Annotated in this window: 22 protein-coding genes and 1 riboswitch; of the genes, 10 read left to right on the plus strand and 12 right to left on the minus strand. The window is 49.8% G+C overall.

Annotation, left to right across the window (positions count from 1 at the left end):
• Positions 1-38: 38 nt before the first annotated feature.
• Positions 39-452 (minus strand): EVE domain-containing protein, encoded by a 414-nt coding sequence (locus NDA01_RS14970; RefSeq protein WP_348228561.1) that lies wholly within the window; start codon positions 450-452, stop codon positions 39-41.
• A gap of 139 nt (positions 453-591) precedes the next feature.
• On the opposite strand from NDA01_RS14970, the gene NDA01_RS14975 reads away from it, so the two are divergent.
• Positions 592-1,344, plus strand: a complete 753-nt coding sequence (locus NDA01_RS14975; RefSeq protein WP_190549344.1) for an SIMPL domain-containing protein — start codon at positions 592-594, stop codon at positions 1,342-1,344.
• 125 nt (positions 1,345-1,469) lie between these two features.
• Here the strand turns inward: NDA01_RS14975 and NDA01_RS14980 are convergent, their stop codons facing one another.
• Positions 1,470-1,838: a single-stranded DNA-binding protein gene (locus NDA01_RS14980; RefSeq protein ID WP_190432524.1), complete on the minus strand. Its 369-nt coding sequence runs from the start codon at positions 1,836-1,838 to the stop codon at positions 1,470-1,472.
• A 474-nt stretch (positions 1,839-2,312) separates the two neighbouring features.
• Between NDA01_RS14980 and NDA01_RS14985 the strand changes: the two genes are divergently transcribed.
• The 3 genes from NDA01_RS14985 (at position 2,313) to mreD (ending at position 5,025) form a co-directional block, all read left to right on the plus strand.
• Positions 2,313-3,320, plus strand: coding sequence for a rod shape-determining protein (locus tag NDA01_RS14985; protein ID WP_190432522.1), 1,008 nt, complete (start codon positions 2,313-2,315; stop codon positions 3,318-3,320).
• A gap of 338 nt (positions 3,321-3,658) precedes the next feature.
• Complete coding sequence (gene mreC, locus NDA01_RS14990; protein WP_190549342.1) at positions 3,659-4,444, plus strand: rod shape-determining protein MreC; 786 nt, start codon at positions 3,659-3,661, stop codon at positions 4,442-4,444.
• The gene (gene mreD, locus NDA01_RS14995; RefSeq protein ID WP_190432518.1) at positions 4,441-5,025 is read left to right on the plus strand and encodes a rod shape-determining protein MreD; all 585 of its coding nucleotides are present in this window, start codon (positions 4,441-4,443) and stop codon (positions 5,023-5,025) included. Before mreC ends, mreD begins: the two co-directional genes overlap by 4 nt.
• 26 nt (positions 5,026-5,051) lie before the next feature.
• Here mreD and NDA01_RS15000 read toward each other — a convergent pair whose 3' ends face one another.
• A complete protein-coding gene (locus NDA01_RS15000; protein WP_348228562.1) occupies positions 5,052-5,861 on the minus strand; it encodes an HAD family hydrolase in 810 nt (269 codons plus the stop codon).
• 421 nt (positions 5,862-6,282) lie between these two features.
• Complete coding sequence (locus NDA01_RS15005; RefSeq protein WP_348228563.1) at positions 6,283-7,464, minus strand: alpha/beta fold hydrolase; 1,182 nt, start codon at positions 7,462-7,464, stop codon at positions 6,283-6,285.
• A gap of 424 nt (positions 7,465-7,888) precedes the next feature.
• Here NDA01_RS15005 and NDA01_RS15010 point away from each other — a divergent pair, with 424 nt between their 5' ends.
• Positions 7,889-8,899, plus strand: a complete 1,011-nt coding sequence (locus NDA01_RS15010; RefSeq protein WP_348228564.1) for a hypothetical protein — start codon at positions 7,889-7,891, stop codon at positions 8,897-8,899.
• Positions 8,900-8,968: 69 nt separating this feature from the next.
• Here NDA01_RS15010 and NDA01_RS15015 read toward each other — a convergent pair whose 3' ends face one another.
• The 3 genes from NDA01_RS15015 to NDA01_RS15025 form a co-directional block, all read right to left on the minus strand.
• A complete protein-coding gene (locus tag NDA01_RS15015; RefSeq protein WP_242065539.1) occupies positions 8,969-9,307 on the minus strand; it encodes an STAS domain-containing protein in 339 nt (112 codons plus the stop codon).
• 235 nt (positions 9,308-9,542) lie between these two features.
• Entirely contained in the window at positions 9,543-10,646 is a 1,104-nt protein-coding gene (mraY, locus tag NDA01_RS15020; RefSeq protein WP_190432512.1) for a phospho-N-acetylmuramoyl-pentapeptide-transferase, read from the minus strand.
• A gap of 118 nt (positions 10,647-10,764) precedes the next feature.
• Entirely contained in the window at positions 10,765-11,001 is a 237-nt protein-coding gene (locus NDA01_RS15025; protein ID WP_190432510.1) for a DUF3134 domain-containing protein, read from the minus strand.
• A gap of 213 nt (positions 11,002-11,214) precedes the next feature.
• Here NDA01_RS15025 and NDA01_RS15030 point away from each other — a divergent pair, with 213 nt between their 5' ends.
• The 4 genes from NDA01_RS15030 to NDA01_RS15045 all read left to right on the plus strand — a co-directional run bounded on the left by NDA01_RS15030 (position 11,215) and on the right by NDA01_RS15045 (position 15,465).
• A complete protein-coding gene (locus tag NDA01_RS15030; protein WP_190549334.1) occupies positions 11,215-11,805 on the plus strand; it encodes a PAP/fibrillin family protein in 591 nt (196 codons plus the stop codon).
• Positions 11,806-11,807: 2 nt separating this feature from the next.
• Positions 11,808-12,719 carry a PD-(D/E)XK nuclease family protein gene (locus NDA01_RS15035; protein WP_348228565.1) on the plus strand — a complete coding sequence of 304 codons (912 nt, stop codon included), beginning with the start codon at positions 11,808-11,810 and terminating at the stop codon, positions 12,717-12,719.
• A 147-nt stretch (positions 12,720-12,866) separates the two neighbouring features.
• Positions 12,867-14,099 (plus strand): sensor histidine kinase, encoded by a 1,233-nt coding sequence (locus tag NDA01_RS15040; protein WP_190560618.1) that lies wholly within the window; start codon positions 12,867-12,869, stop codon positions 14,097-14,099.
• 130 nt (positions 14,100-14,229) lie between these two features.
• A complete protein-coding gene (locus NDA01_RS15045; RefSeq protein WP_190549328.1) occupies positions 14,230-15,465 on the plus strand; it encodes a sensor histidine kinase in 1,236 nt (411 codons plus the stop codon).
• On the opposite strand, the gene NDA01_RS15050 is transcribed toward NDA01_RS15045, so the two are convergent.
• From NDA01_RS15050 to ntrB, 4 genes are all read right to left on the minus strand, one after another.
• Positions 15,413-15,658: a hypothetical protein gene (locus NDA01_RS15050; protein ID WP_190549326.1), complete on the minus strand. Its 246-nt coding sequence runs from the start codon at positions 15,656-15,658 to the stop codon at positions 15,413-15,415. The genes NDA01_RS15045 and NDA01_RS15050 overlap by 53 nt on opposite strands.
• 19 nt (positions 15,659-15,677) lie before the next feature.
• The gene (locus tag NDA01_RS15055; protein ID WP_190549324.1) at positions 15,678-16,517 is read right to left on the minus strand and encodes an ABC transporter ATP-binding protein; all 840 of its coding nucleotides are present in this window, start codon (positions 16,515-16,517) and stop codon (positions 15,678-15,680) included.
• Between the two features lie 39 nt (positions 16,518-16,556).
• Complete coding sequence (locus tag NDA01_RS15060; protein ID WP_348228566.1) at positions 16,557-17,981, minus strand: ABC transporter substrate-binding protein; 1,425 nt, start codon at positions 17,979-17,981, stop codon at positions 16,557-16,559.
• 103 nt (positions 17,982-18,084) lie between these two features.
• Positions 18,085-18,936, minus strand: a complete 852-nt coding sequence (gene ntrB, locus NDA01_RS15065) for a nitrate ABC transporter permease (protein ID WP_190432500.1) — start codon at positions 18,934-18,936, stop codon at positions 18,085-18,087.
• A gap of 90 nt (positions 18,937-19,026) precedes the next feature.
• A riboswitch (cyclic di-AMP (ydaO/yuaA leader) is annotated at positions 19,027-19,185 on the minus strand.
• Between the two features lie 414 nt (positions 19,186-19,599).
• Here ntrB and bchD point away from each other — a divergent pair.
• Complete coding sequence (bchD, locus tag NDA01_RS15070; RefSeq protein WP_348228567.1) at positions 19,600-21,660, plus strand: magnesium chelatase ATPase subunit D; 2,061 nt, start codon at positions 19,600-19,602, stop codon at positions 21,658-21,660.
• Positions 21,661-21,783: 123 nt separating this feature from the next.
• On the opposite strand, the gene NDA01_RS15075 is transcribed toward bchD, so the two are convergent.
• Positions 21,784-22,566: an RNA polymerase sigma factor SigF gene (locus tag NDA01_RS15075; protein WP_348228568.1), complete on the minus strand. Its 783-nt coding sequence runs from the start codon at positions 22,564-22,566 to the stop codon at positions 21,784-21,786.
• Positions 22,567-22,820: the final 254 nt, after the last annotated feature.

Here is a 22,820-nt window from a genome sequence, read left to right on the forward strand (position 1 = left end):
CAGAAATGCGAGTGAGGATGGAGCGCCTACAGATGATTCTAGGAGGACTCCCCTGCCAGTTGCAGAATTCGTTGCCAATGTTCAGGCGAAACGGGCACCACCGAAAGCCGACTAATCCGCAATAAATCAAAGCCTTCAAAGCTGCTGTCTTGCTTAATTTGCGCCAAAGTCACAGGTTGCGGCAGCGATCGCACTGCTTTCACATCCACGACCGCTCGCTTGGGGTCAGCTAAGGCGGGGTCAGCATAAGGCTCGCTCACCACCTCAGCAATGCCCGCTGCGCTGCGCTCGTCGCCTGTGTGGTAAATCAGCGCTAAGTCTCCCGGCTGCATGGCGCGGATGTGCTTCAACGCTAGATTATTGTTCACTCCATCCCAAATCGTGCGGCCATCTCGCTCCAAGTCTGCATAGCTATAAACTTGGGGTTCACTCTTCAACAACCAATAAGCCATCGCGATCGCTTTCCTCTGTTACCCAGTCTGTAAGTTTCTAAAAATGTAACCAATCAGACTTTGTACCACTGGGGATGACAGATTAGGAACATCAAAGCCATTTATTCCCATACTTGCGATCGTGAGGAGAAACTATTTTATGTACCAAGCCCAGATATCCCAGCGTCCGTCCCGTTCCTGGCAGCGCTGGACAGCCTTACCAATCGCCCTAGGAATACTGAGCCTCACTTTTGCCAACCCTGTTCTCGCTCAAGAGAGAGCCGCAGAGAGAATGCTAAGAACCCTCACCGTCACTGGCCGTGGCATCGAAACAATTCCTACCACCTTGACTCAAGTTGAGCTAGGCGTAGAAGTGCAAGGCAAAACCGCGGAAGCTGTGCAGCAAGAAGCTGCCAAGCGCTCCTCGGCAGTCGTGGCATTGCTCAAGGCACGCAATGTGGAGAAACTGCAAACTACAGGCATCACCCTGAATCCTAACTACAGTTACGAGAACAACACCCAACGTTTAGTTGGTTACATCGCCACCAATACGGTTAGCTTCCGCGTCGATACCCAACGCGCAGGCACCATTATTGATGACGCAGTCAAAGCAGGAGCGACGCGAGTCAACGGTGTGAGTTTTGTGGCTCCAGACCCCGCGATCGCAGCCGCTCAGAAACAAGCGCTACGCGAAGCCACCCAAGATGCCCAACAGCAAGCCAACGCTGTTTTGGAAGCGCTCAACTTCACGGCCCAGGAAATCGTCAGTATCCAGGTCAACGGAGCCAGCACTCCACCGCCTCGGCCTGTCATGGCATTCTCTAAATTGCAGCGAGCTGAAATGGCTGATACGCCTGTAGTGGGTGGCGAGCAAGAAATTGATGCCAGCGTCACCCTAGAGATTCGGTATTAGGGGCACCTCTCGTGGGTGACGTCCTAGGGGCTTCTGCTCAGAAGCCCCAACATAAAAGGGCAGGTCTTGTACCTGCCCCTACCCATCACAATCACAAGCTCAGGCGCAAGCCTCAGGCAACTTCGCTAAAACTCATCATCGCCGCCGTAATTGTTCATAGAACCAGCGTCATTGTCTCGCTTGGAGCCTAGCAGTTCTAGGCGATCGACGCGAATTACAGGCTTAGAACGTGTTGCACCTGTATTGCGATCTTGCCAAGACTCAAACTTGAGCGCCCCGCTCACGCCGATCAAGCTGCCTTTACGCACATAGTCAGCCGCTACTTGTGCTGTTTTGCCCCACAACTCCAAATTGAACCAGTCTGGCTGGTCATTATTACGGGTCCGTCGGTCCACTGCTAGGGTCAAATTACAAACTACGCTACCCGATTCAAAAAATTTGACATCTGGATCTCCGCCTACCCGACCGACCAAAGTGACAACGTTAAGACTCATAGGATTATAATTACAACGGTTAGTACAAGCGTACCTATAGTATATCGAATGTTTTCTAGGTGCGATCGCAGCTTTCTGGTTGATGACTGGTTTTGCGATCGCGCTCTTTCTAGTAGCTGAACAAGTGGTTCAAAAATTTTAGCGCTTTTACTAATCTTGAGCCTCAATTTATCACCCAATAAAGGTTGTAGATTTGTTAGTGAGAGCACAAATAGTCGTTAAGATAAAAGTTATCAAGATCAGATAAATTCAAAATTCATCCTGATTTCAGCCTCCACTCCTAGGAATGTGACTAAAGATTCGTCAAACTTAGCGTAATTAATGGGATTTACAGTTAACCTGAATCTAACTAGACTCAGGATAAAAAACGTAATAAAATCCACCTCGGCTACATTGTATTCAGGCGCAGCAGCATTTCGTTTAGGGGCGTAGAAACTAGTGGGTCTTTTCAGTCGTTTTTCCTTATCTCGGGACATGGGTATCGACCTCGGTACCGCGAACACACTAGTTTATGTATCAGGTAAAGGCATCGTTCTCCAAGAACCTTCAGTGGTGGCGATTGACCAAGATGACCGGATTCCTTTGGCGGTCGGGGAAGATGCCAAAAAGATGCTGGGACGGACCCCTGGGAATGTAGTTGCTCTGCGTCCCCTGCGGGATGGTGTGATTGCTGACTTCGACACCGCAGAACTGATGTTGAAGCATTTTATTCGGCGGGTGCATGAAGGTCGCACGCTGGTTTCACCCCGGATCGTCATTGGCATTCCTAGTGGGGTTACAGGGGTAGAACGTCGGGCGGTCATGGAAGCAGCTTCTCAAGCGGGTGCCCGTGAAGTTTACCTGATTGATGAGCCAGTTGCCGCCGCGATCGGAGCGGGACTGCCTGTGGCAGAACCTACCGGTAACATGATTATCGATATTGGTGGCGGCACCACTGAAGTCGCAGTTTTAAGCTTACAAGGAACAGTTCTGAGTGAATCTGTTCGAGTCGCGGGTGATGAGCTGAGTGAATCAATCACTCAGTACATGAAGAAAGTTCATAACTTGGTGATTGGGGAACGCACAGCGGAGGAAATTAAGATCCGCATCGGTTCCGCTTACCCCACCAACGAAGTTGATGAAGCCATGATGGAAGTTCGGGGTCTGCATTTACTCTCTGGATTGCCTCGCACCGTTACGATCAAGGGGCCAGAAATTCGCGAAAGTATGTCTGAGCCTCTATTAGTGATTGTTGAGGCTGTTAAGCGTACCTTAGAGCGCACTCCCCCTGAACTGGCAGCGGATATCATTGACCGCGGGATCATGTTGGCTGGAGGAGGTGCCCTATTAAAAGGCATTGATACCCTGATTAGTCACGAAACTGGCATTGTAGTTCACGTTGCTGCCGATCCCCTGAGCTGTGTCGTATTAGGCACAGGTCGGGTGTTAGAGAACTTCAAGCAGCTAGAACGAGTATTCAGCGGTCGCTCTCGCCATATGTAACAACATCAAATTGACGTGTTTCCGGGCTGGCGGGTGTCTCAGCCCAGCGACCTTAAGCGATCGCGCACTTCCCTAGTTTGGAGAGCGATATTGCTCTGCCTCAGTCTACTTGGGTCTCCTGGGATTGAGGTCTTCAGGTCCTAGACTCAATTTGAGCAATCCACTAGGCCCAGCGTTGCCCTGCAAATCTTATGAGGCCCTTAAATCTGCCATCACTGCTGGGCGATCGCATTTGTTAACCTTCCTTTGCCTTAAGCACTAACCTGCAGCCAAGGAAACCATTTCAGCAAGCTAAGGATTCCTAGAAAGTAAGTTCAAACCAAGATAGTTTAGATTGCATGTATACACTGCGTCGCTGGTGGGATCGATATGGCGTAAGAATGTTGCTGGTGGGTCTTACCCTCGGTACAGCTTGGGTAGTGCGGGAAACCCAAGGAGCAGCAATTCTAGAAGTTTATCAAGGTCTGACTCGCCCTTTCCAAGGCGCTCCGAACCCCGAAGAGCAAATTGCCAACGCGCGGGTTCTAGAACTCCAACAACGCTTAGTGGAGCTAGAAAGCCAAAATCAAAAGCTTCAAGATTTACTCGGTTATGCCTCTGCTACACCTCAAAAGGGAATTGCTGCTCCGGTAATTGGGCGTAGCGCTGACCATTGGTGGCAACAAGTTACCTTGGGTCGCGGTAGCAAAGATGGCTTACAGGTAGGGCATGTGGTCGCTGGGCCTGGAGGCTTGGTCGGTCGGATCGTCAGCAGCACTCCTCATACTAGTCGCGTTCTGCTCATTAGTGATCCCACTAGCCGAGTTGGGGTGGTTGTAAGTCGCAGCCGATACACGGGGTTCATGCGAGGCCAAGCAGGTAACCGAGCAGTGATGGAATTCTTTGACAAAGTTCCAGATGTGCGGCGTGGCGATGTGATTTCTACTTCCACATTCAGTCAGCTTTTTCCATCCGGTATGCCCGTGGGGCGGGTCGAGTCAGTCAACCTGAATAAAAGCCCTGCGCCTGAAGCAGTGATTGAGCTATCTGCCCCTATCAGTTACTTGGAATGGGTAATCGTTTATCCTACCCAAGCCGAAGTTCAAAATTCTACGCCCGCAACTCCAAAGTCGAATATCCCATGAGGAATGATTCCTTTAAAAACCTGCTGAAAGGTTCTGCTTATCATCGCTCGCTCTTAAATTGGACTGTAACAGTTGTCTCTGTGCTTTTATGCCTACTGGCTCTGCCTCTACGCTTTCCAGGTCTGGAACTAGCAGGCATTGGTCCTAACTGGTTGCTAATCTGGGTCGTTGCTTGGAGCGTTAAGCGGACTGTGTTTCAAGGAGCGATCGCTGGATTAGTCTTAGGGCTCCTGCAAGATGGTATGACGGCTCCTCATCCCACTCACGTTTTAAGTTTGATAGTAGTGGGTGTCTTAACGGCTCGCCTACAGAAGCAGCGATACATCGAAGAAGACTTTATCTCTGTAGCACTGATTGTTTTTGGTATGGCTGTCTTAGCAGAAACTGTGATTGCCATTCAATTTAGTCTGCAAAAGTTTGATGGTGCATCGGTTCAAGCCATGCGGACCCTAGCCGAAATCTGGACATATCACCAGCGCACTGCTTTGAGTTCAGCAATTTTGAGTAGTCTTTGGGCTCCCGTCGTTTACTTCCCTCTCAACCGTTGGTGGGAGCATATGGGCCTGCTAGAACAACCTTAAACCTACAATTCTTAGCTTGTAGGATTTTAGGCTTGGACTAGATGATAGCAAGTCACGACATGCTGCACCGCAGATACGAGATCGCTGAGGATGCAGGTGGGTTGCAATCGCTCTACATAACGTCTGCTGCGAATCCCACAAGTCAAGGCGATTGTGGGAATCTTTAACGCTTGTCCAGCCAAAATATCGGCCTCGGTATCTCCAATCATCCAGGATGACTGACCCAAGTCACCGCGCAACCCTTGCTCCAGCGCAGCTTTGACTAACAGCTGAGTTTTGTAGTCAGCGTAGTTTTGGTAAGCCGCTTGGTCGTTATCAGCGCCATAGATACCACTAAACAAATCTGCCAAACCATATTCTTGCAAGATCTGAGTCGCTTGCTGTTGGCATCGTAGCGTCACTAAAACCAGCCTGATACCTTTTGTATGCAGTAGTTTGAGCGCCCAGCGCACTCCTGGCTGCAACCGATCCTTCTGAAGCAGGGTCGGCTGATTTACGATTTGGCCAACTCGCTGTAAAAACACGTCAATTTGCGATTGTTGAACGAGTCCAGAGCGCATTGCGATCTCCACATCTGGCACTCGATCTTGTTTCATCTGCCAGAACTGTTCTTTACTGAGTAGCTGAATGGGTAAGGTAGTTCCTTGAGCTTGGTAAGTCGCTTGAGTATCGGCGAGTCCTAGTTGATAGGTACTGTAGTAGCGCTCTGAAACATCAATAATTGGACCATCAAAGTCGCAAAATACTGTCAGCCCTGATGAAGATGGAACGGAAAGCCCTGTTTGACTCCGATATAACTCGTAGAGATGCAAACTTGCGGGTACAACACCTGTCATAAAGGTTACCTGAGGGCTACAAGCCGATACACTTCTTCACTTTAGTTGATTAAAACATAAGTTGTCATGCCTTTTAGGCTGCTTCTGCTATCAAAAAAATTTATACATGGAATAACAAGGCAACGAAAGGTTAGCAAAATTAACCTTCGTCTATTTTTGTTGATATGCGCAATTATTTTGTATCCTACTATACTTTTCGTCAATGAGCTGAGTTTGTAATTTAGGGCGATCGCGTTTTTTACCAGCTCAGGTACAGCTTTTCGACCTTAAGCACCTTGTTATCTACTAAATAATTCAAACACCTCAAGCTAAAACCATAAGCCCAATCAACAAAACTTCCTCGGCCATTTAGCCAAGGAAGTATGCCATCAAAATAGAGTTAGTCAAGTAGGCGCTGTGTAGTTACGCAGATTAATCCAGTCTATTGAACAGCGGGTACGAGAGGCAGATCAGCCGCTTGTTCTAGATTACTCATATTACCTAAGTTCACCTTACCCTGCGTCAGGAAACGGAATGTCTCCTGGTAAAGACTTTGCCAGAAACGATTACTCATATTCTGGCTTACCTCAGTGGGGTCCACCATTGGGTGAGGCACTAAGTCTTGAGCTGGGTATAGGTAAGAGCAATGCCCTTGGTGATTACCACTGATTTCCTGAAAGAAAGTTTGATTCGTCTCCACATCAGCCGCATCCTCGTTCTCAGTCAGCACTAAGAAGGTGGGAATATGTTGTAAGGTACGAGTTTGCTTGGAGTTCAGGACAAAGGAGCTACCAAAGCGATCGGCTGCCGTTAGCGCTCCCACGGGGAATTGCAGATTAGGGTCCCAACCTAGTTCTTTGATATCCAGCGGACCTGCCATATTTACATATTGCCGATGTTCTTCTCCATCAACTTTGAGGAGAGGGGCATAAGCCACAACGCGATCGATGCGATCGGGACGAGCTGCAGCAAGACCTAGAGCGACAGCACCCCCAACTGACAAACCCACCGTATAAACTGGGCCTGGGAGCGCATCCAATTCAGCCAATCGAGCTTTTGCTTCGCTCAGGTAGTCTAGGTGAGAGGAGATAAAGTAGCGCTCAAAGTCAGGATCATCTGGCCGGCTAATAGCTTGCATAATATCTAGCAGGCGAGGCTCAATGGCTAGCAACCTTGCTAGTAAAGCGATACGTTGGGTCGCGCTGGGGCGGCGATCGCTGGGGTTAGCCGATAGATTAGCAAAATAGTTTTGTAAAACGGGGTCTTGCTGAACTTTCCGGCGTAAAGGCTCGGCAAGCTCAGGCTTGAGATCAACTTGGGGCCAATATTTATTGGGCAGCGCAAAGGCATGACCGGCTAGGGTTGCTTGATAAACATTGAACCCATTCCGGAATAAGTAATCAGCCAAGCGCCACATTTGATGGGGTTTTGCACTGAAACCATGAAACATCAGGATAGTGCCATGGACAGTTTGCCCAGGTTCGTGAAAGAGGTAGTAGGGGTAGGCACCCGAACGACGATCTGGGTTGGCATCAATAGTGGCAACGTAAGCAGCGATCGCTTGCTTCGTTTGGGCTAGTTGTTCAGCAGTGGGGGTGGTACTGGTCTGCAAAGCGGGATTCATAAGGGTGATCCTAGAGGGTAGAACAGGGTCATTGACTAAGCCTTATTTAAGGCTCAAACATAGACCTTTACACCGAGACAAAAGCTTGAATGGTCAGGATAGCTTGTTGAATACCACATGACTCTATTGAGTCATTCCGCATCTAATATTCTTTATAAAAAACTTTTCCTTTGACTGGGGCGATCTAGTTAGGCATCTAGTTAGACAATCGATCTTGGCGATTTATGGGGCAATCTTATGGAGCCATTTACAGGGCAATTTATAGGGGCGATCGCGGCTTCTGTTACAAATTCTTCTACTTGCAAATTCTCCCACCCACTTTTAAACCCAAGCACTAGAATCGATCTACTGACGTGCTGCTCGCATGTAGCACTGTTTCTATTCAGGCAAGCTTGAAACTTGGCTCTGTCAGAGCCCCCTCTTTATGAAACGGTCAATTCAATGCCCATCGTGTCTGACACCCCTGGGTACTCTCAACTATGACAGCATTCCTCAGTTGAGATGCACCTCCTGCCAACGCAAATATGGTGTGGTTTATGGCAAGCTTTCTCAACGAAATTCTATGCGAGAGGTGCTGCTTTACCTCACCGCTAAGCTGCCTAGGTTCTATAAACGGCACTATGAATTCCGCATCATCACACCCAGCAGAAGTCTTCAAGTCTTGAAGTTTTCCGTTCCAGGAGCAGAGGATGGGATTCCGGTGCGTCGTGGCGATATGATTTCGCTGCTCTATACCACCCAAGGCTATGTCCTGAAAAAGCTAATCGCAATTACCAACCATACGACAGGGAGCGATTATCTTTTACCTTCACCTGTGCCTAGCCCTGGTTATTTAGTGGCCACTCGTGGCACCGTTTCCGCCACTGTGTTTTTGTCTCTACTGTTGACTGGGGCCAATATCTTCCTGCTATCAATGCTGAGTGCAGCTAGTCTCTTACTCTACGCGAAGCTCGCTCATACGGCTCAGCTAACAAGTCCTCCGCTGCAAATGAATGTGCAGGAGGAGTCACGCTTACTCGCCGACCAGAAACTCCTTACTCAGAAATACAGCTTAGAGCAGCGTTTGGGCGAACTAAAGCATGAGTCTGCTGCGAACCAGGCGCTGATCAGCCAACTGGGCTCGCTCAAACGTAAAATGTTGCAGTTTGATGACAAGCTTTATGCCAACCGGATTCGTCGCACCACAAGTGCCGTAGGCATCTTGAGTAAGCAGATGAGTAATAACCAGCGGCTGGTTAGTGAGTACTCACGCATGATCAAGATGATTGAGATTGAAGTGGAGACGGCACAAATTGCCGACCAGCTCCCTGACGCCGAGAACTTTACTAAAACGATTCTGCGTAAGTTAGCAGAACTGAAGCACGTCGAAGAATACAACCAAAACTTAAGATTTCAGCTAGAAGCCAATGAAGAAGTTAGACGGATGCAAGCTTAAGCTGTGACTGACTCAGATAAGTCACGCCATAAGCCACAACTAACTGCGTGAGGCAAATGCACCCTAAATTTAGGGCAACGTCGTTTCAAAGGCAGCTTGATTATCAAAAATCGGAAAGACTTTGTCGAGCTGAGTCAGCTCAAAAATGATGCGGACCGAAGGTGAAATTGAGCAGAGAACTAGCTGACGGCCCAAACGCTGGGCAAAGCTAAGCGCTCCAACCAGCACCATTAGTCCAGAACTGTCTAGAGAATCTACTTGAGCCATGTCCACTAATATGTCCTGTGCAGGGGTCGAAGCAACTTTATGCTTCAACTGGTTCTGCAAATCAGTGGCATTGACTCCATTGAGATGACCAGAAACTTGAAAAACTTCAAATTGGGGGCGGGAAGGTGCGTATTGCATCATAAACCCTAAGTGCAGGGGGAAATTGCTTAGATGCTCCCAACCATAAACGCTATGAGCTTTGGAGTGGCTAGATCCAACCAGCAGTTCACTTAATCTTTAGGTTACTGGCTCGAATGGTTTAACTCCTCTTCGTACTATCTCTCACTCGTTTTAAGGAATCGAGCTGGCACTAAAAAAATTCGAACCCCTGGCAAGGAGTCCGAACTTTTAGATTTAATCCAGTTTTAGGAGACGCTTAAACAAAGAGGTGAAGCAGTAGACACACTAGAACCAAACATCCCCCTGTTAGGTAAAACCGTGACACAATTTGGTTTTCTGACCAACCGGAAAGCTCTAGATGGTGATGTAGAGGGGCCATTTTGAATAGGCGCTTGCCGACTCCGTCAGGGCCTTTAGTCGCCTTGAAATAGCTGACTTGCGCGATTACTGATAGGGTTTCCGCTAGGAAGAGGCCCCCGAGAATTAGCAATGCCCACAGAGTATTGGTGATTAGAGCGATCGCAGCTAAGGCTCCTCCTAAAGCTAAAGAACCCGTGTCTCCCATGAAGACGCGAGCGGGGTTCCGGTTATGCATTAAGAAGCCCAGACAGCCACCACTGAGGCAACCACAAAATAGCATTAATTCGGGATGAGTCGGTGCGACCAAAGCACCTAGACCCAAGAGAGCGATCGCTCCGGTGCCGCCTGCCAGGCCATCAAGACCATCGGTGAGGTTGGTGGCATTACTCTCCGACACCAACACAAACCAAGCCAAGGGCCAAAATAGCAGTCCTAAAGGCAGGGCCAATCCAAAAGGAAGAGCCACCGTGGTAATGCTTTCACCTTGAGTCAGCATCAGCCAAAGACAGAACAGCCCGCCAAACATGACTTGCAGGGCGAGCTTCATTCGGGGCGAGATGCCTTTATTGGACTTGCGGCGCAATACTTGCCAGTCGTCTAGCCAACCGATGAAACCGTAGCCGAGCGTCAGGGCTGAGACTGCTACTACATTTGCATTAAACCCAGACCAGAGCAGCGCGATCGCTACCGCCGCAGGCACAAAGAAAATGCCACCCATCGTTGGGGTGCCTGCTTTCTTTAAGTGGCCTTGGGGTCCGTCTTCCCGAATAAATTGCCCGGTTTTCAGCGCCCGGAGCAAGGGTACAGCCCAGTAACCTAATGCGGCGGTTACTAGGCCACAAATCCACAACGGCAAAGTCAACGAAAGCCCTTGCCAGAGGGGACGGTTGGCAAACCAATCTAGCGCTGAGGCGGCAAAGCTCAGTCCTGTCCACAGCGCTAGCAGCAGCATCGTCCCAGTCAGCTTGATGGATCGGTCAGAAAATAGTTTTGCGTCCACTGGATTGTCATCTCACTTCACACCACACATGCCAAAGATTTCGAGCTGATCTTTGGAAATTCAGGACAAAATTTTACCCATTTGGGCGATTGCCAAACTTAGAGCATACCAACTCGCTCTATTCATCGAGATCGAGGGCATCGTCGTCATCGTCATCGGTGTCATAGGTGCCATCATCAACCGCCATAAGTTCGGCGATTTCCTCCTCATTATCGGAGTAGTCGAAATCTTGACTATCGCGAGCCAACAGACGACCATTTGCCTCCAGCCAGTCTAAAATTGAAGACTCTTGCTGTAATGGAATGATGGGAGCGCGTTCGCTGCGAGCGTGCTGCCGCAAAGAAGGGTTGTACATGCTAAGGTTCGGCCTAGAGTAGCTACTTTTTTATTCTGACGAACGGAGATGCCCAGAGTCTACCACCGAGTGGTGAATTTCGTGAAGACATCTCTAGCGGATATTTGGGTTGAAGTCAAGAAAGGCCTCAAAAGATTTGTAAAGTTGCTCTAACACTTATCAAGTTGCTGTAACACGATCAAGATTCAGACCAGCTAGTAGAGGTCAGCTCCGATGTTAGGCAAGGCAGAATTATTAGAAGCGATCGCAGGAAAGAATCGAGGTTTGCTCGCCACAGAGCGCGATCAACTGGCTATATTAGCAGCGATCGCTCAATTGGAAGACCGCAATCCTACCCCACGACCGACGGAAGCCAGTGATCTTTTAGACGGCAACTGGCGTTTACTCTACACAACCAGTCGCGGTCTACTCAATATTGATCAATTTCCTTTGCTGAAGTTAGGGCAGATTTACCAATACATTCGGGCTGCCGAAGCCAAGATCTATAACTTAGCGGAAGTGCATGGCTTGCCCTACTTAGAAGGGTTGGTCAGTGTTGCAGCCCGCTTCCAAGCGGTTTCGGAGCGACGAGTTGAGGTAAAGTTTGAGCGCTCTGTGTTGGGTTTGCAGCGGCTGCTCGGCTATCAGTGGCCATCTCAATTTGTGCAACGGCTGGAGTCTGGGGAAAAATTCTTCGCGATCGACTTTAGTATTGCCGACCGCGATCAGCAAGGCTGGCTAGATATTACTTATCTCGATGCCGACTTACGCATCGGGCGGGGCAATGAAGGCAGCGTTTTCGTCTTGACCAAAGTGCGAGAGTAATCATGCAGAGCCATTGGGAGACTAACTTCGATGTTGCTAATAATATTGTGAGTAACATTGCCAGTAACGCTGCAGTCAATGGGGCGATCGCCGACAGCGCCGAGCCTAAGTTGCGGCTGTCTCAGGGGCAATTGAACCTGCTAGAGAGTTGTCCCCGGAAGTTTCAACATATTTATCTAGAGCAACTCGGCTCACCCTCCACCCCAGAACAACAAGCCCACCAGTCATGGGGCAGCCGCTTCCACTTATTAATGCAGCAGCGGGAACTGGGATTACCCATCGACGCCATCATGGCAGAAGATGCTCAGATGCAGCACTGTGTCAGTACCTTGCTAGCCGCAGTTCCAGAAATTGTCGGGCTGGCTACTCCTTCAGATGCTACTTGGCGACAAAGCGAGCACCGTCGGACTTGCAGTGTACAAGGGTATCCGATCACGGTGATTTATGACTTGGTCATGTTGGAGGAGCAACAAGCTAGAATTCTAGACTGGAAAACTTACCCGCGTCCGCCGCAGCAAAACTGGCTCGCGCACAATTGGCAAACTCGTCTATATCCATTTGTGCTGGCAGAAACTAGTGCCTATTTACCAGAACAAATTTCTTTGACTTACTGGTTCGTGCAAGCTCAGGATGACCCAACGAAGGCTCCGTTACCCCAAAGCCTCACCTTCCCCTACAGTTCCACCTGGCATGAGCAGACACGACAAGAGCTGACGCAACTGCTACAGCAACTCACAGACTGGCTTGAACAATATCAGCAGGGTGAACCGTTTCCCCAAGTGAACGTAGCCATAGAACGCTGTGACGATTGCCAGTTTTCGGGCCGCTGTCAGCGTCACTCTAGTGATTTAGAAGTCGCTCCGGTAGCAGATTGGTTAGTAAACCTCGATCGCATTGATGAAGTGATGCTCTGAAGCGACAAATATCAACAATATCGCCGCCATGCAGCAATACTGCACTCCCACTCCGGTTTCTACGACTAGCGGAATAGATGGGTAATCGTTAGACTGGCTTCATACCAGAGAGAGAAGATTTTTCTACCACTCCTCCGGATTCTTACGATGAAAGATTTTGGGCGAATCCTGGTTGAGAAGACTGAGGCCATAGTTGAGCAGTGGGTAGAAGCAGTGCATCAAGATCAGCACATTGAAAGTGCAGATGACCTCTCTCCGACAGCGATTCGCAATCATATTCCTCACGTCTTGGCCGCAATGGCTACTGTACTTTGTGAATCTCAGGACAGTAATGTGCAGGAGCTAGTAGCTGCCAGTCTTAATCATGGGATTTGGCGGGCGGAGCAAGGATTTGACCCCAGAGAAATTGCGCGGGAATATCGCCTGTTGCGCTCAGAAATTTTCACAGCTTTACAGACTGAGTTACTACAGGCAGAGCCCGCCGCCATCATTCGAGCGTTCCGGCTGATTGACGTGGTGGTGGATGAGGCGATCGCTCAATGCTTCAAGAGTTATGTAGAAGAGCGACTCCGAGAACTTGACCAACTGCAAAGCCAGCTTGCCCTCACCAATCAAGAGTTAACCCGTTTAGTCCGCACCAGCCAAGAGAATCTTTCTTTATTAGCCCACGAACTCAAAACGCCGCTCAATTCCATCATTGGCTACTCAGAACTCTTCTTGCGTCAGCAGCAGCGGCAACAATTTGAAGTAAAAGATAACTTCCCGAGTATTGAGAATATTGAGCGGGTGCTACGGCATGGCCGCGGTCTATTGCGCTTGATCAATAATGTTTTAGAGCTGTCGCGTTACGAAGCAGGCAACATGCAGCTTCAGCTGACTGAAATTGATGTGCGCTTAGTCGTCAATAGTGTGATGGAAATGCTAGAACCCGTAGCGCTAGCTAAAGGACTGACCCTAGACATTGATTACGATGCGGCTCCTGCCAAGATTGCAACCGATCCTCTCCGCTTGCAGCAGGTCATTACTAACTTGATTAGCAACGCCATTCGTTATACCGATACAGGGACAGTTCATGTCCAGTGTCACAGCTTACCCGATCAACGCTGGTCGATCGCGATCGCTGATACAGGGCTGGGCATTAGTTCTGAAGACCAAGTACGAGTCTTTGATCCTTACTTTCGAGTCAACGATCATTCCCCCTCGGTATTGCCCGAGAGTACTGGCCTAGGCTTAGCCATCGTGGCGCGATTGGTGCAGTTGTTGCAGGGTCAAATTCAACTGGTGTCGGAGTTGCATGTAGGCTCTACCTTCACCGTCGTTTTTCCGCAACATATTTCAGCCGCCAATCCGTCTATCGGCCTTACCAGCTTGGTCAGGTAAGCTTTAATGCTGAAGAGGTAGCCAATCAAAGGCAGCAAAATTCTTTCCCTCGTACGAGGCGAGAGTCAACGCGGGCTGGTTAAGCTACTTCTAATCAGCAGGCGATCGCAGCCAAACGGCAAGCAGCAATATGGTGGACTTTGGGCAACTACTGACCGACAAGATAGAGATCATTGAGCAAAATTGGGTGAGTGCGGTACGGCAGGATAGCCAGATCGAGATCGCTCAGGAGCTGACTTACAAAGCCCTGCGCAATAGCTTCCCCAAAGTTTTGCAGGCAATGGCTAGCATTTTGTCGAATGACGGAGAAGGAGACCTACAAAAGCTAGTCGAAAGCAGTTTAGAACATGGCATCGTCCGCGCCGAGCAAGGATTTGACCCAGCCGAAATCGCCCGTGAGTACCGTCTACTACGCGCCGTGATCTTTGAAACTTTGGAAACCGGATTGTTGCAAAGTTCACCCAAAGAACTACTGCGAGCTGTGCGTTTGATTGATACGGTAATTGATGAAGCGATCGCTCGTTGTTTTAAGAGTTATACCCACGGACGGCTGAAAGAACTAGAGCAACTACAGACGCAACTGAAGCTCACCAATCAAGAGTTAACTCGTTTAGTGCGGGCCAGCAAAGAGAATTTGTCGCACCTAGCCCATGAACTCAAAACTCCCTTAACTTCCATCATTGGCTACTCGGATCTGTTTTTACGTAAACACCGACAGCCAGAGGAAGATAAAGATAACTATCAAGAGTTGGAGCACATTGAGCGCATTCTCCGCAGCGGTCGGCAGTTGCTCCACTTGATTAACGATGCTTTAGAAATTTCTCGGTATGATGCTGGCAGGATGAAGCTGCACCCAGCACCAATTCAAATACGAGGCATTATTCAGCAGACTTTAGAAATTGTTGAACCTTTAGCTCGCAGCAAAGACTTGCAGTTAGTAGTTGACTGCGATCGCGCTCCTGAAGAAGTTGTTACTGACGCTTTACGCTTGCAGCAGGTGTTGATGAATCTGCTCAGTAACGCCATTCGCTATACCGAGACAGGCTCGATTCATATCACCTGTGAAACCCAACCCAACCAAACTTGGGCGATCGCGATTAGCGATACAGGAGTTGGGATTGAGCCTGACAATCAAACTCAGGTTTTTGATCCCTATTTTCGAGTCATGCCCAATAACCAATCCTATCTGTCGAATAGCACAGGGTTAGGACTGGCGATCGTGGCACGATTAGTTAAACTGCTGCAAGGTGAGGTCGAGTTGGCCTCTCAAGTGGGAGTTGGCTCTACCTTCACGGTGACTTTGCCACTGGAGGTTAAACCTGCTGAAGGGATGCTGCCTCAGGAATTGTCTCTCCAGAGCGAGTAAGTGGCCGGACTATCCAGGCAGAGGTGAGGTCTTCGAGGACTTCGTGGTGATGGGTTAGCGCTAGTTCATCGGTCATTAGGACTTGTAGCGTGGGTAGATAAGCGCCTTGCTCCGAGATTTGATGACCATAGCCCACTAATTTGCCTAACTGCCCAGTCATTTGATGTTGTACGGAATCGCCAATCGTAAACATAGCTAATTCAACTCCTGCTCTAATCTTGAGTGAAGTAGTGATCGAGGAAGTTCAACACATAATTCCGGAGGTCAAAATACTCGCGAGAGTTACGCATTGCAGCGCGATCGCGGGGATGAGGAAAGGGGACATCTAAAATTTCACCAATCTTGGCCGCAGGGCCATTGGTCATCATGACGATGCGATCAGACATATAAAGCGCCTCATCGACATCGTGGGTAATCATCATTACGGCCTGCCGTTGGTTCTCCCAAATATCCAGCACTTGCCGTTGCAACTTGCCTCGCGTCAAGGCATCCAGCGCCCCAAACGGTTCATCCATCAGCAGCATCTTGGGCCGAATCGCGAGCGCCCGCGCAATCCCGACTCGTTGCTTCATCCCACCCGAAATTTCGTCTGGATATTTGTCGGCGGCAGCAGTAAGATTCACCATCGCCAAATGTTCATTGACGATCTGCTGTTTCTCACGAGCAGGGACGCGCTTTAGCACCTCATCTACTGCTAAGCGAATGTTTTCCCGGACTGTCAGCCACGGCAACAAAGAGTAGTGTTGGAATACCATCATCCGCTCGGCTCCTGGCTTGCGGATTTCTCTGCCTTCTAGCCTAACAGACCCACCACTGGCCGTTTCTAAACCCGCAACAATCTTCAACAAGGTTGATTTACCGCAACCCGAGTGACCAATGACAGAGATGAATTCATTTTCACCAATGGTCAAGTCAATACCATCTAAAACGACAGACTCGCCCCCACCCGCTGTGGGATAAGCTTTGACCAAGTTCTCAATTACCAAGAAACCACCCGGATGAGTTGGGGTGCGACTATCAGACTCAGCAAACTGGCTAGTGGATTTGACCATGATTAACTCCGAAGCGGCTACGAGGTAAGGAACAAAACCTTAAGAGAGAAAAAATCGTTGGGGTGCGTTAGCGCGAATAGCAAAACTGTTGAGATAACCCACGGGATCGCTGGGGTCAAATCCCTTCTTATCAATAAATACTTCCGGTGACTCGACTTTGTAATCTTCTTGGGGAGAGGCGATCCCCATTTCAGCAGCAATCTCACGATATAAATCAGCTCGCCAACCTTGGGTGGCCAGTTCTTCGGCGTTCTTAGGAAATTCTTTGATTTGTCCCCAACGCGCTGCCTGTGTCATCAGCCAAATACTACGCGATCGCCACGGGAAGGTAGAGTGTTCGTTGGGTTGCTTGGGGATGTTGTCAGGGATATCAAAGAAAATCGTGGTATCGAGTGAACGATCAATTCGCTCTTTGCCGTCAAAACCACCATAGTTATACTCCCCGATGATTGCAGGGCGGGTGAATTTGGGTTTCGCTCCCGTAAACGATCGCTCGGAAATGAGTTGAGCAACTTCAGCCCGATTTTCCGGTTTGCTGCAATACTGGCAAGCCTCAATCATGGCTTTGACTAAAGATCTGTAGGTTTTGGGATTTTCGTTGATAAACGATTCCATCACACCCAACAGGCGATCGGGGTGTCCCAACCAGATCTCCTTTCCCTGAGCAAAAGTAAATCCAACGCCCTCCTTTCCTTTACCCAAGGGGCTAATGGCACGGCTATTCCACGGCTCCGCCACCATGTAGGCTTGCATTGCCCCAATCCGCACATTGCTCACCATCTGCGGTGGTGGAATAATGATGACGCGAAATTCCTTTAGCGGGTCTATTCCTGCGGCGGCGGCCAGATAGCGGACAAAGTATTCATAAATGGCAGAACTGAGCACCACTGCCCAAACCCGCTGCTCGGAGGGTTGATTCTCAAAATAGTTTCTGAAGTCACGGCCAAAGGCTTCTAGGTCACCGTTGTAGTCTCGCCAAGGCCGAATGCCTGCATCCCACATTTTGCGATTCATGGTCATGGCGTTTCCGTGGCGATGAATCGTCATCGCGGCACAAAGCGGCGCATGTCTAGCTCCCTCAGCGCCAATCCGGGCGTTAGTGACGGCTCCAGAAACCACAGGAGCGGCATCGGTACGGCCAAAGATGATGCCATCGCGAGAAGTTGCCCAACTCGCTTCTCGGTTGAGTCGCACGTTAAGGCCGTATTTACGGAAAAAGCCTTTTTTCCAGGCGATCGCAAACGGCGCGCAGTCATTCACGGGCACATAGCCCACCGTGAGATCTGGTTTCTCTAGATCTTCTGGTCTAACTACCTGTTTGATAGCTAAAGCTTCTTCGGTTAAACCTTTAGCACTGCGATCGCCACTAATGCTACAGGAGGCAAGAGTCGTGCCTACCGCAGCAGATCCCATCCCCTTAAGAAAATCTCGTCGGGTCCATTGATGCTCAAATGTATCGCTCATAGTCGAAAAAGTTTTTAGCGATTAGGTCAGAGGCTATTTGACGACTGCTTGTCACCACTCAAATCGCCCCCTAGCCCCCAATTCTGGGGGAATTGGTGAGGGTCTAGAAGTTAGTGCCCGGTGTAGTGCGATGGGTGACCAGCTGTTCTACCTTGCTAACGGCGTAGTCGAGCAACAATCCTGTGACACCAATGACCAAAATCGCGAGGAATACTGAGTTCAAGTTCAAGCGGTTCCACTCATCCCAGACAAAAAAGCCAATCCCAATACCACCTGTGAGCATTTCTACAGCCACAATCACCAGCCAGGCGATACCCAAACTAATCCGTAGGCCAGTAAAAATATAGGGTAGACTCGCAGGCCAAATGATTTTAGTAATGCGCCGCCAACGAGGCATTTCTAAGACTCGTGCCACATCAATGTAGTCTTGGGACACGCTAGAAACACCCAACGCAGTGTTAATAATGGTTGGCCATAAAGAGGTAATAAAAATAACGAAAATAGCAGAAGGATCAGCCAAGTTAAAGATAGCTAAGGCGATCGGCAACCAAGCAAGCGGTGAGACAGGTTTAAAGATTTGAATCACCGGATTGAGCGCCATCATAGCGGGCTTAGACATGCCCACCAAAAAACCAATTGGGATCGCTACGATCGCTGCCAAGAAAAACCCTAAGATCACTCGGCGTAGGCTAGCTAGGAGTAACCAACCAATGCCCAAGTCACCTGGGCCGCGCCGATAAAATGGATGCAAAATGTAATCCAAATTAGCGACTAAAGCTTCTGGCGGGGTCGGCATTAAGTCAGGATTAAAGATGGCTGCCAACCACCACAGCAAGATAATGCCTAAAAACCCGAGTGCGGGCAGTAGAACTGTATCTCGAATTAAAAGTGGTTTAGCTCGTCGCCAAGCTACCTGTCCTGCAACCGCGATTGCAGCAAGATTGAGTTGAAGCATGAATTTATCTCAGAGTCGAGGCAGGTACAAGTAAGTCGTCGCTATACCAACCAAGGACACTGAAAAGACCAGATTAAAAAATGCTGATCTTCAGTCTCCTCCCAATGCCGACGGAGTTAGCTGACGGGCTAGGACTGAGAGATGTCCCCCCTGGCTGCTTTTGAGAAATAAAGCTTGCTCAGGATAAGCCCCAAATTTTGGTTCCTCCGCTCCAGTTCTTAACTCTAAAGCTTTCGGCTTTAAATAAAGCGATCGCACTTTTAGACGCTGGATTAGGCTAACTTACTTATTGAATTCTCCGCAGTCTATCACTAGTTTTTGCGATCGGCAATCATTCTTGAGATGGAAGCAAAAAATTGTTACTAAATCATTGACTTTCAGGGCTAAGAGCGACTTTCAGGACTCGGTTAGAGGTTAATTAAGATAGTAGTAAAAGCTACAGTCAACTAAATATAAAACTAATTTTTCTACAATTAAGAACGAGTAATTCTATTAAGAATTAACTCCCTAACTCTAGGTTTAGTAATTCCTACCACGCTTTTTATTTATAGTAATTTGAGAGCATTTAGACAAAATTTCCGTCGAGGATCAAGCGCGATCGCCTGAACTCTGGCCCCGGTTCCTTGTTATGCTGAAACACTGGACTCGCTATTGATCGAAACCATGCCTGCGCTGACTAACCCGTCGATTACTGCTTTTCCTCTCGCCGCTGTTGTGGGCCAAGAAGCCATCAAGATGGCGTTGTTACTAGCTGCCATTGACCCTGGCTTGGGTGGCGTAGTGATTGCAGGTCGTCGCGGCACCGCCAAGTCAGTTATGGCGCGGGCAATTCACGCCCTGTTACCCCCCATTGAAATCGTCAAAGGCTCCGCTTGCAACTGCGACCCCAACAATCCCCGCGAGTGGGATGACCAACTGCTAGCCGAAGCCACCAACGGTCAAATGCCTGTAATTGGGGGTCAGCCGCTCCCCTTCACCGAAGTCATTCCTTCGCCATTCATTCAAATTCCTTTGGGTGTGACTGAAGACCGCTTGCTCGGTTCGGTTGATGTCAGCCAGTCAATCAAGCGTGGGGAAACTGTTTTTCAGCCCGGATTGTTGGCTGAAGCGCATCGAGGGGTGATGTATGTCGATGAAATTAATCTCCTAGATGACCAAATTGCCAATCTCCTGTTAGGCACCCTGACCGAAGGGCGCAACCAAGTGGAGCGGGAAGGCATTAGTTTCCAGCACCCTTGCAAGCCATTGCTGATTGCCACCTACAACCCCGAAGAAGGTTCGCTACGAGAGCACTTGCTGGATAGAATTGCGATCGCTCTCTCTGCGGATGCCGTTTTAGGGATTGATGAGCGGGTGCAAGCGGTAGACCAAGCCACTCAGTACGCTAACTCTCCCCAATCTTTCTTAGAGCAGTACGACGAAGATTTAGATGGCCTGAGAACGCAAATTGTCTTAGCTCGCGAGTGGCTAAAAGATGTCCAAATTCAGCCAGAACAAATTGCCTACCTCGTCAATGAAGCCCTACGGGGCGGGGTGCAAGGCCACCGAGCAGAACTGTTTGCCGTGCGAGTCGCCAAGGCTCATGCAGCATTAGAAGGTCGAGCCAGCGTCAATGCCGAGGATTTGCGGCGAGCTGTAGAACTGGTGATTGTTCCCCGATCCACAGTCGTTCAAACCCCGCCCGAAGAGCCACCTGCGCCCCCACCGCCACCACCCCAGCAAAATCAAGACGAACCGCAGGACGAATCTGAGCAAGACCAGGACGAGCAGGAAGAAAAAGAAGAGCAGGACGAACCAGAGCAAGAGCAAGAACCGCCCAACGTTCCGGAAGAGTTTATCTTTGACCCCGAAGGCGTGATTCTTGACCCATCTGTGCTCTACTTTGCCCAGATGGCGGCTAATCGGCAGGGTAAGTCGGGCGCTCGGACAATTATCTTCTCGGAAGATCGGGGCCGCTACATCAAACCGATGTTGCCGAGAGGCCAAGTCCGACGGATTGCAGTAGATGCCACGCTACGTGCTGCCGCCCCCTACCAGAAAGCCCGGCGTCAACGTCAACCCGACCGTCGGGTAATTGTGGAGCAACCGGATATTCGGGCTAAACGCTTAGCTCGGAAGGCTGGAGCCTTAGTTGTGTTCGTGGTTGATGCCTCTGGATCGATGGCGCTGAACCGGATGCAGTCGGCTAAAGGTGCTGTCTTGCAGTTGTTGACCGAAGCCTACCAAAACCGTGATCAAATTGCCCTGATCCCCTTCCGAGGCGAACAGGCAGAAGTGCTCCTACCTCCCACTCGCTCGATCGCGGCTGCCCGCAAACGGCTCGATCGCATGCCTTGCGGGGGTGGTTCTCCTTTAGCGCATGGCCTCACCCAAGCAGTCCGAGTCGGCATGAATGCCCAACAGTCGGGGGATATCGGCCAGGTGGTGATTGTGGCGATTACGGATGGTCGCGGCAATGTATCGCTAGCGCGATCGCTGGGTGAACCGATTCAGGAAGGCGAGAAGCCCGACATTAAAGGAGAACTGCTAGAAATCGCTGGAAAGATTCGCGGCCTGCGAATTCAACTGCTGGTGATCGACACAGAGAGCAAGTTCATCTCCACAGGTTTCGCCAAAGAGCTAGCCAAGCACGCAGGCGGCAAATACTACCATCTCCCCAAAGCGACCGATCGCGCCATTGCCTCGATGGCCAGAAACGCGATCGCCGATGTCAGAACCCGCTAAGCCAGAAAACCAAGCAGCAACAAAAATGCCAGATTGATTAAGTTCAATCTGGCAGATGCAGGAGGATCTGATGTAGGAAAATCTATGGCTAACTTAGATGGCTAATCTGAGATTAGCTAAATTCTAGGGGTCAGTTTGCAATTCTTGAGGCTGGAGATAAGCCACCATCTGCTGGATGCCTCTCTGGATGCGTCGGGTCACTGTCATCGGGCTGACCTCAATCCGTTCTGCCACTTCTTTGCGGGACAAGTCGCTGAAGTACACAAGCTCGATCGCGGCTCTGGTCTTGTCCTCTAGCTGGCTCAGCGCTCGCTGCAACTGCTGACGGTCTTCTTCGAGTAACTGCAAGGTTTGGTAGTGGGCATCGGGGAGCATGTCGCCCAAGGTTACGGTTGAGTCTACTTGCTGGGAAACCGTGGCATCTAAGCTCAATAAGGAGCGATTTTTGCCTGCGAGCTTGATTTCTCTCCACTCGTTGACGGAGACGCCTAGCTCAGTGGCGACTTCTGCGTCCTGGGGTTGCCGTCCCAACTCTTTCATCAACGCTTCGCGCACCTTTTGGCCTTCCTTCTGCAAGTCTTGCCAGCGACGGGGAATCTTTACCGTGTTGCCGCGATCGCGGAGGAAGTGGAGCATTTCACCGCGAATGTAGGGAACGGCGAAGGAGCTGAAGGCACAACCTTGGGAGGGGTTGAAGCGCTCGATGGCGCGGATGAGACCGAGGTGGCCGATTTGCTCCAGGTCTTCGTAGGGTTCTGCACACTGATGGCTGACTTGGTGAGCAATCTTCCGTACTAGTCCAGCGTTGAGGCGGACGAGTTGGTTGCGACGCGAGACGGAGGGGTTCTGGTGGTAAGCAACCAGGAGTTCCATGACTTGAGAGCGGGGAGAAGATTGAGTAGTCATCACACAGAGCCTTGCATCAGAGTTGAACTCATTCTCGCGATCGCGCTCCATAAAAAGGATCGTTGTTTTACGGGAATATTCTGCACCCCAGTAAGTACGATCAGGGGAAACACGGACCTATCTTTTCTGGCTCAGGCTGAGTCAAACCTCTAAAATGTTGCTTTTTCTGCTGGAAAAGCCGTGAACTACGGCAATCGCTTCAGCCGTCAAGCCGTGAAAATATCCGTCTAGCGAGAGCTGTGGCCAACTCAGGA

The organism is Trichocoleus desertorum AS-A10 (assembly GCF_039962155.1).
Taxonomy (GTDB): Bacteria; Cyanobacteriota; Cyanobacteriia; order FACHB-46; family FACHB-46; genus Trichocoleus.

Excerpts from the sequence above, each read along its gene's own strand:
- mreC (WP_190549342.1), top strand. The coding sequence starts at position 3,659 with ATGTATACACTGCGTCGCTGGTGGGATCGATATGGCGTAAGAATGTTG.
- bchD (WP_348228567.1), top strand. The coding sequence starts at position 19,600 with ATGCCTGCGCTGACTAACCCGTCGATTACTGCTTTTCCTCTCGCCGCT.
- NDA01_RS14985 (WP_190432522.1), top strand. The coding sequence starts at position 2,313 with ATGGGTATCGACCTCGGTACCGCGAACACACTAGTTTATGTATCAGGT.
- NDA01_RS15050 (WP_190549326.1), bottom strand. The coding sequence starts at position 15,658 with ATGTTTACGATTGGCGATTCCGTACAACATCAAATGACTGGGCAGTTA.
- NDA01_RS15055 (WP_190549324.1), bottom strand. The coding sequence starts at position 16,517 with ATGGTCAAATCCACTAGCCAGTTTGCTGAGTCTGATAGTCGCACCCCA.
- NDA01_RS15030 (WP_190549334.1), top strand. The coding sequence starts at position 11,215 with ATGTTAGGCAAGGCAGAATTATTAGAAGCGATCGCAGGAAAGAATCGA.
- NDA01_RS15035 (WP_348228565.1), top strand. The coding sequence starts at position 11,808 with ATGCAGAGCCATTGGGAGACTAACTTCGATGTTGCTAATAATATTGTG.
- NDA01_RS15060 (WP_348228566.1), bottom strand. The coding sequence starts at position 17,981 with ATGAGCGATACATTTGAGCATCAATGGACCCGACGAGATTTTCTTAAG.
- NDA01_RS15015 (WP_242065539.1), bottom strand. The coding sequence starts at position 9,307 with ATGATGCAATACGCACCTTCCCGCCCCCAATTTGAAGTTTTTCAAGTT.
- NDA01_RS15005 (WP_348228563.1), bottom strand. The coding sequence starts at position 7,464 with ATGAATCCCGCTTTGCAGACCAGTACCACCCCCACTGCTGAACAACTA.
- ntrB (WP_190432500.1), bottom strand. The coding sequence starts at position 18,936 with ATGCTTCAACTCAATCTTGCTGCAATCGCGGTTGCAGGACAGGTAGCT.
- NDA01_RS15040 (WP_190560618.1), top strand. The coding sequence starts at position 12,867 with ATGAAAGATTTTGGGCGAATCCTGGTTGAGAAGACTGAGGCCATAGTT.
- NDA01_RS14975 (WP_190549344.1), top strand. The coding sequence starts at position 592 with ATGTACCAAGCCCAGATATCCCAGCGTCCGTCCCGTTCCTGGCAGCGC.
- mreD (WP_190432518.1), top strand. The coding sequence starts at position 4,441 with ATGAGGAATGATTCCTTTAAAAACCTGCTGAAAGGTTCTGCTTATCAT.
- NDA01_RS14970 (WP_348228561.1), bottom strand. The coding sequence starts at position 452 with ATGGCTTATTGGTTGTTGAAGAGTGAACCCCAAGTTTATAGCTATGCA.
- NDA01_RS14980 (WP_190432524.1), bottom strand. The coding sequence starts at position 1,838 with ATGAGTCTTAACGTTGTCACTTTGGTCGGTCGGGTAGGCGGAGATCCA.
- NDA01_RS15075 (WP_348228568.1), bottom strand. The coding sequence starts at position 22,566 with ATGACTACTCAATCTTCTCCCCGCTCTCAAGTCATGGAACTCCTGGTT.
- NDA01_RS15000 (WP_348228562.1), bottom strand. The coding sequence starts at position 5,861 with ATGACAGGTGTTGTACCCGCAAGTTTGCATCTCTACGAGTTATATCGG.
- NDA01_RS15010 (WP_348228564.1), top strand. The coding sequence starts at position 7,889 with ATGAAACGGTCAATTCAATGCCCATCGTGTCTGACACCCCTGGGTACT.
- NDA01_RS15025 (WP_190432510.1), bottom strand. The coding sequence starts at position 11,001 with ATGTACAACCCTTCTTTGCGGCAGCACGCTCGCAGCGAACGCGCTCCC.
- NDA01_RS15045 (WP_190549328.1), top strand. The coding sequence starts at position 14,230 with ATGGTGGACTTTGGGCAACTACTGACCGACAAGATAGAGATCATTGAG.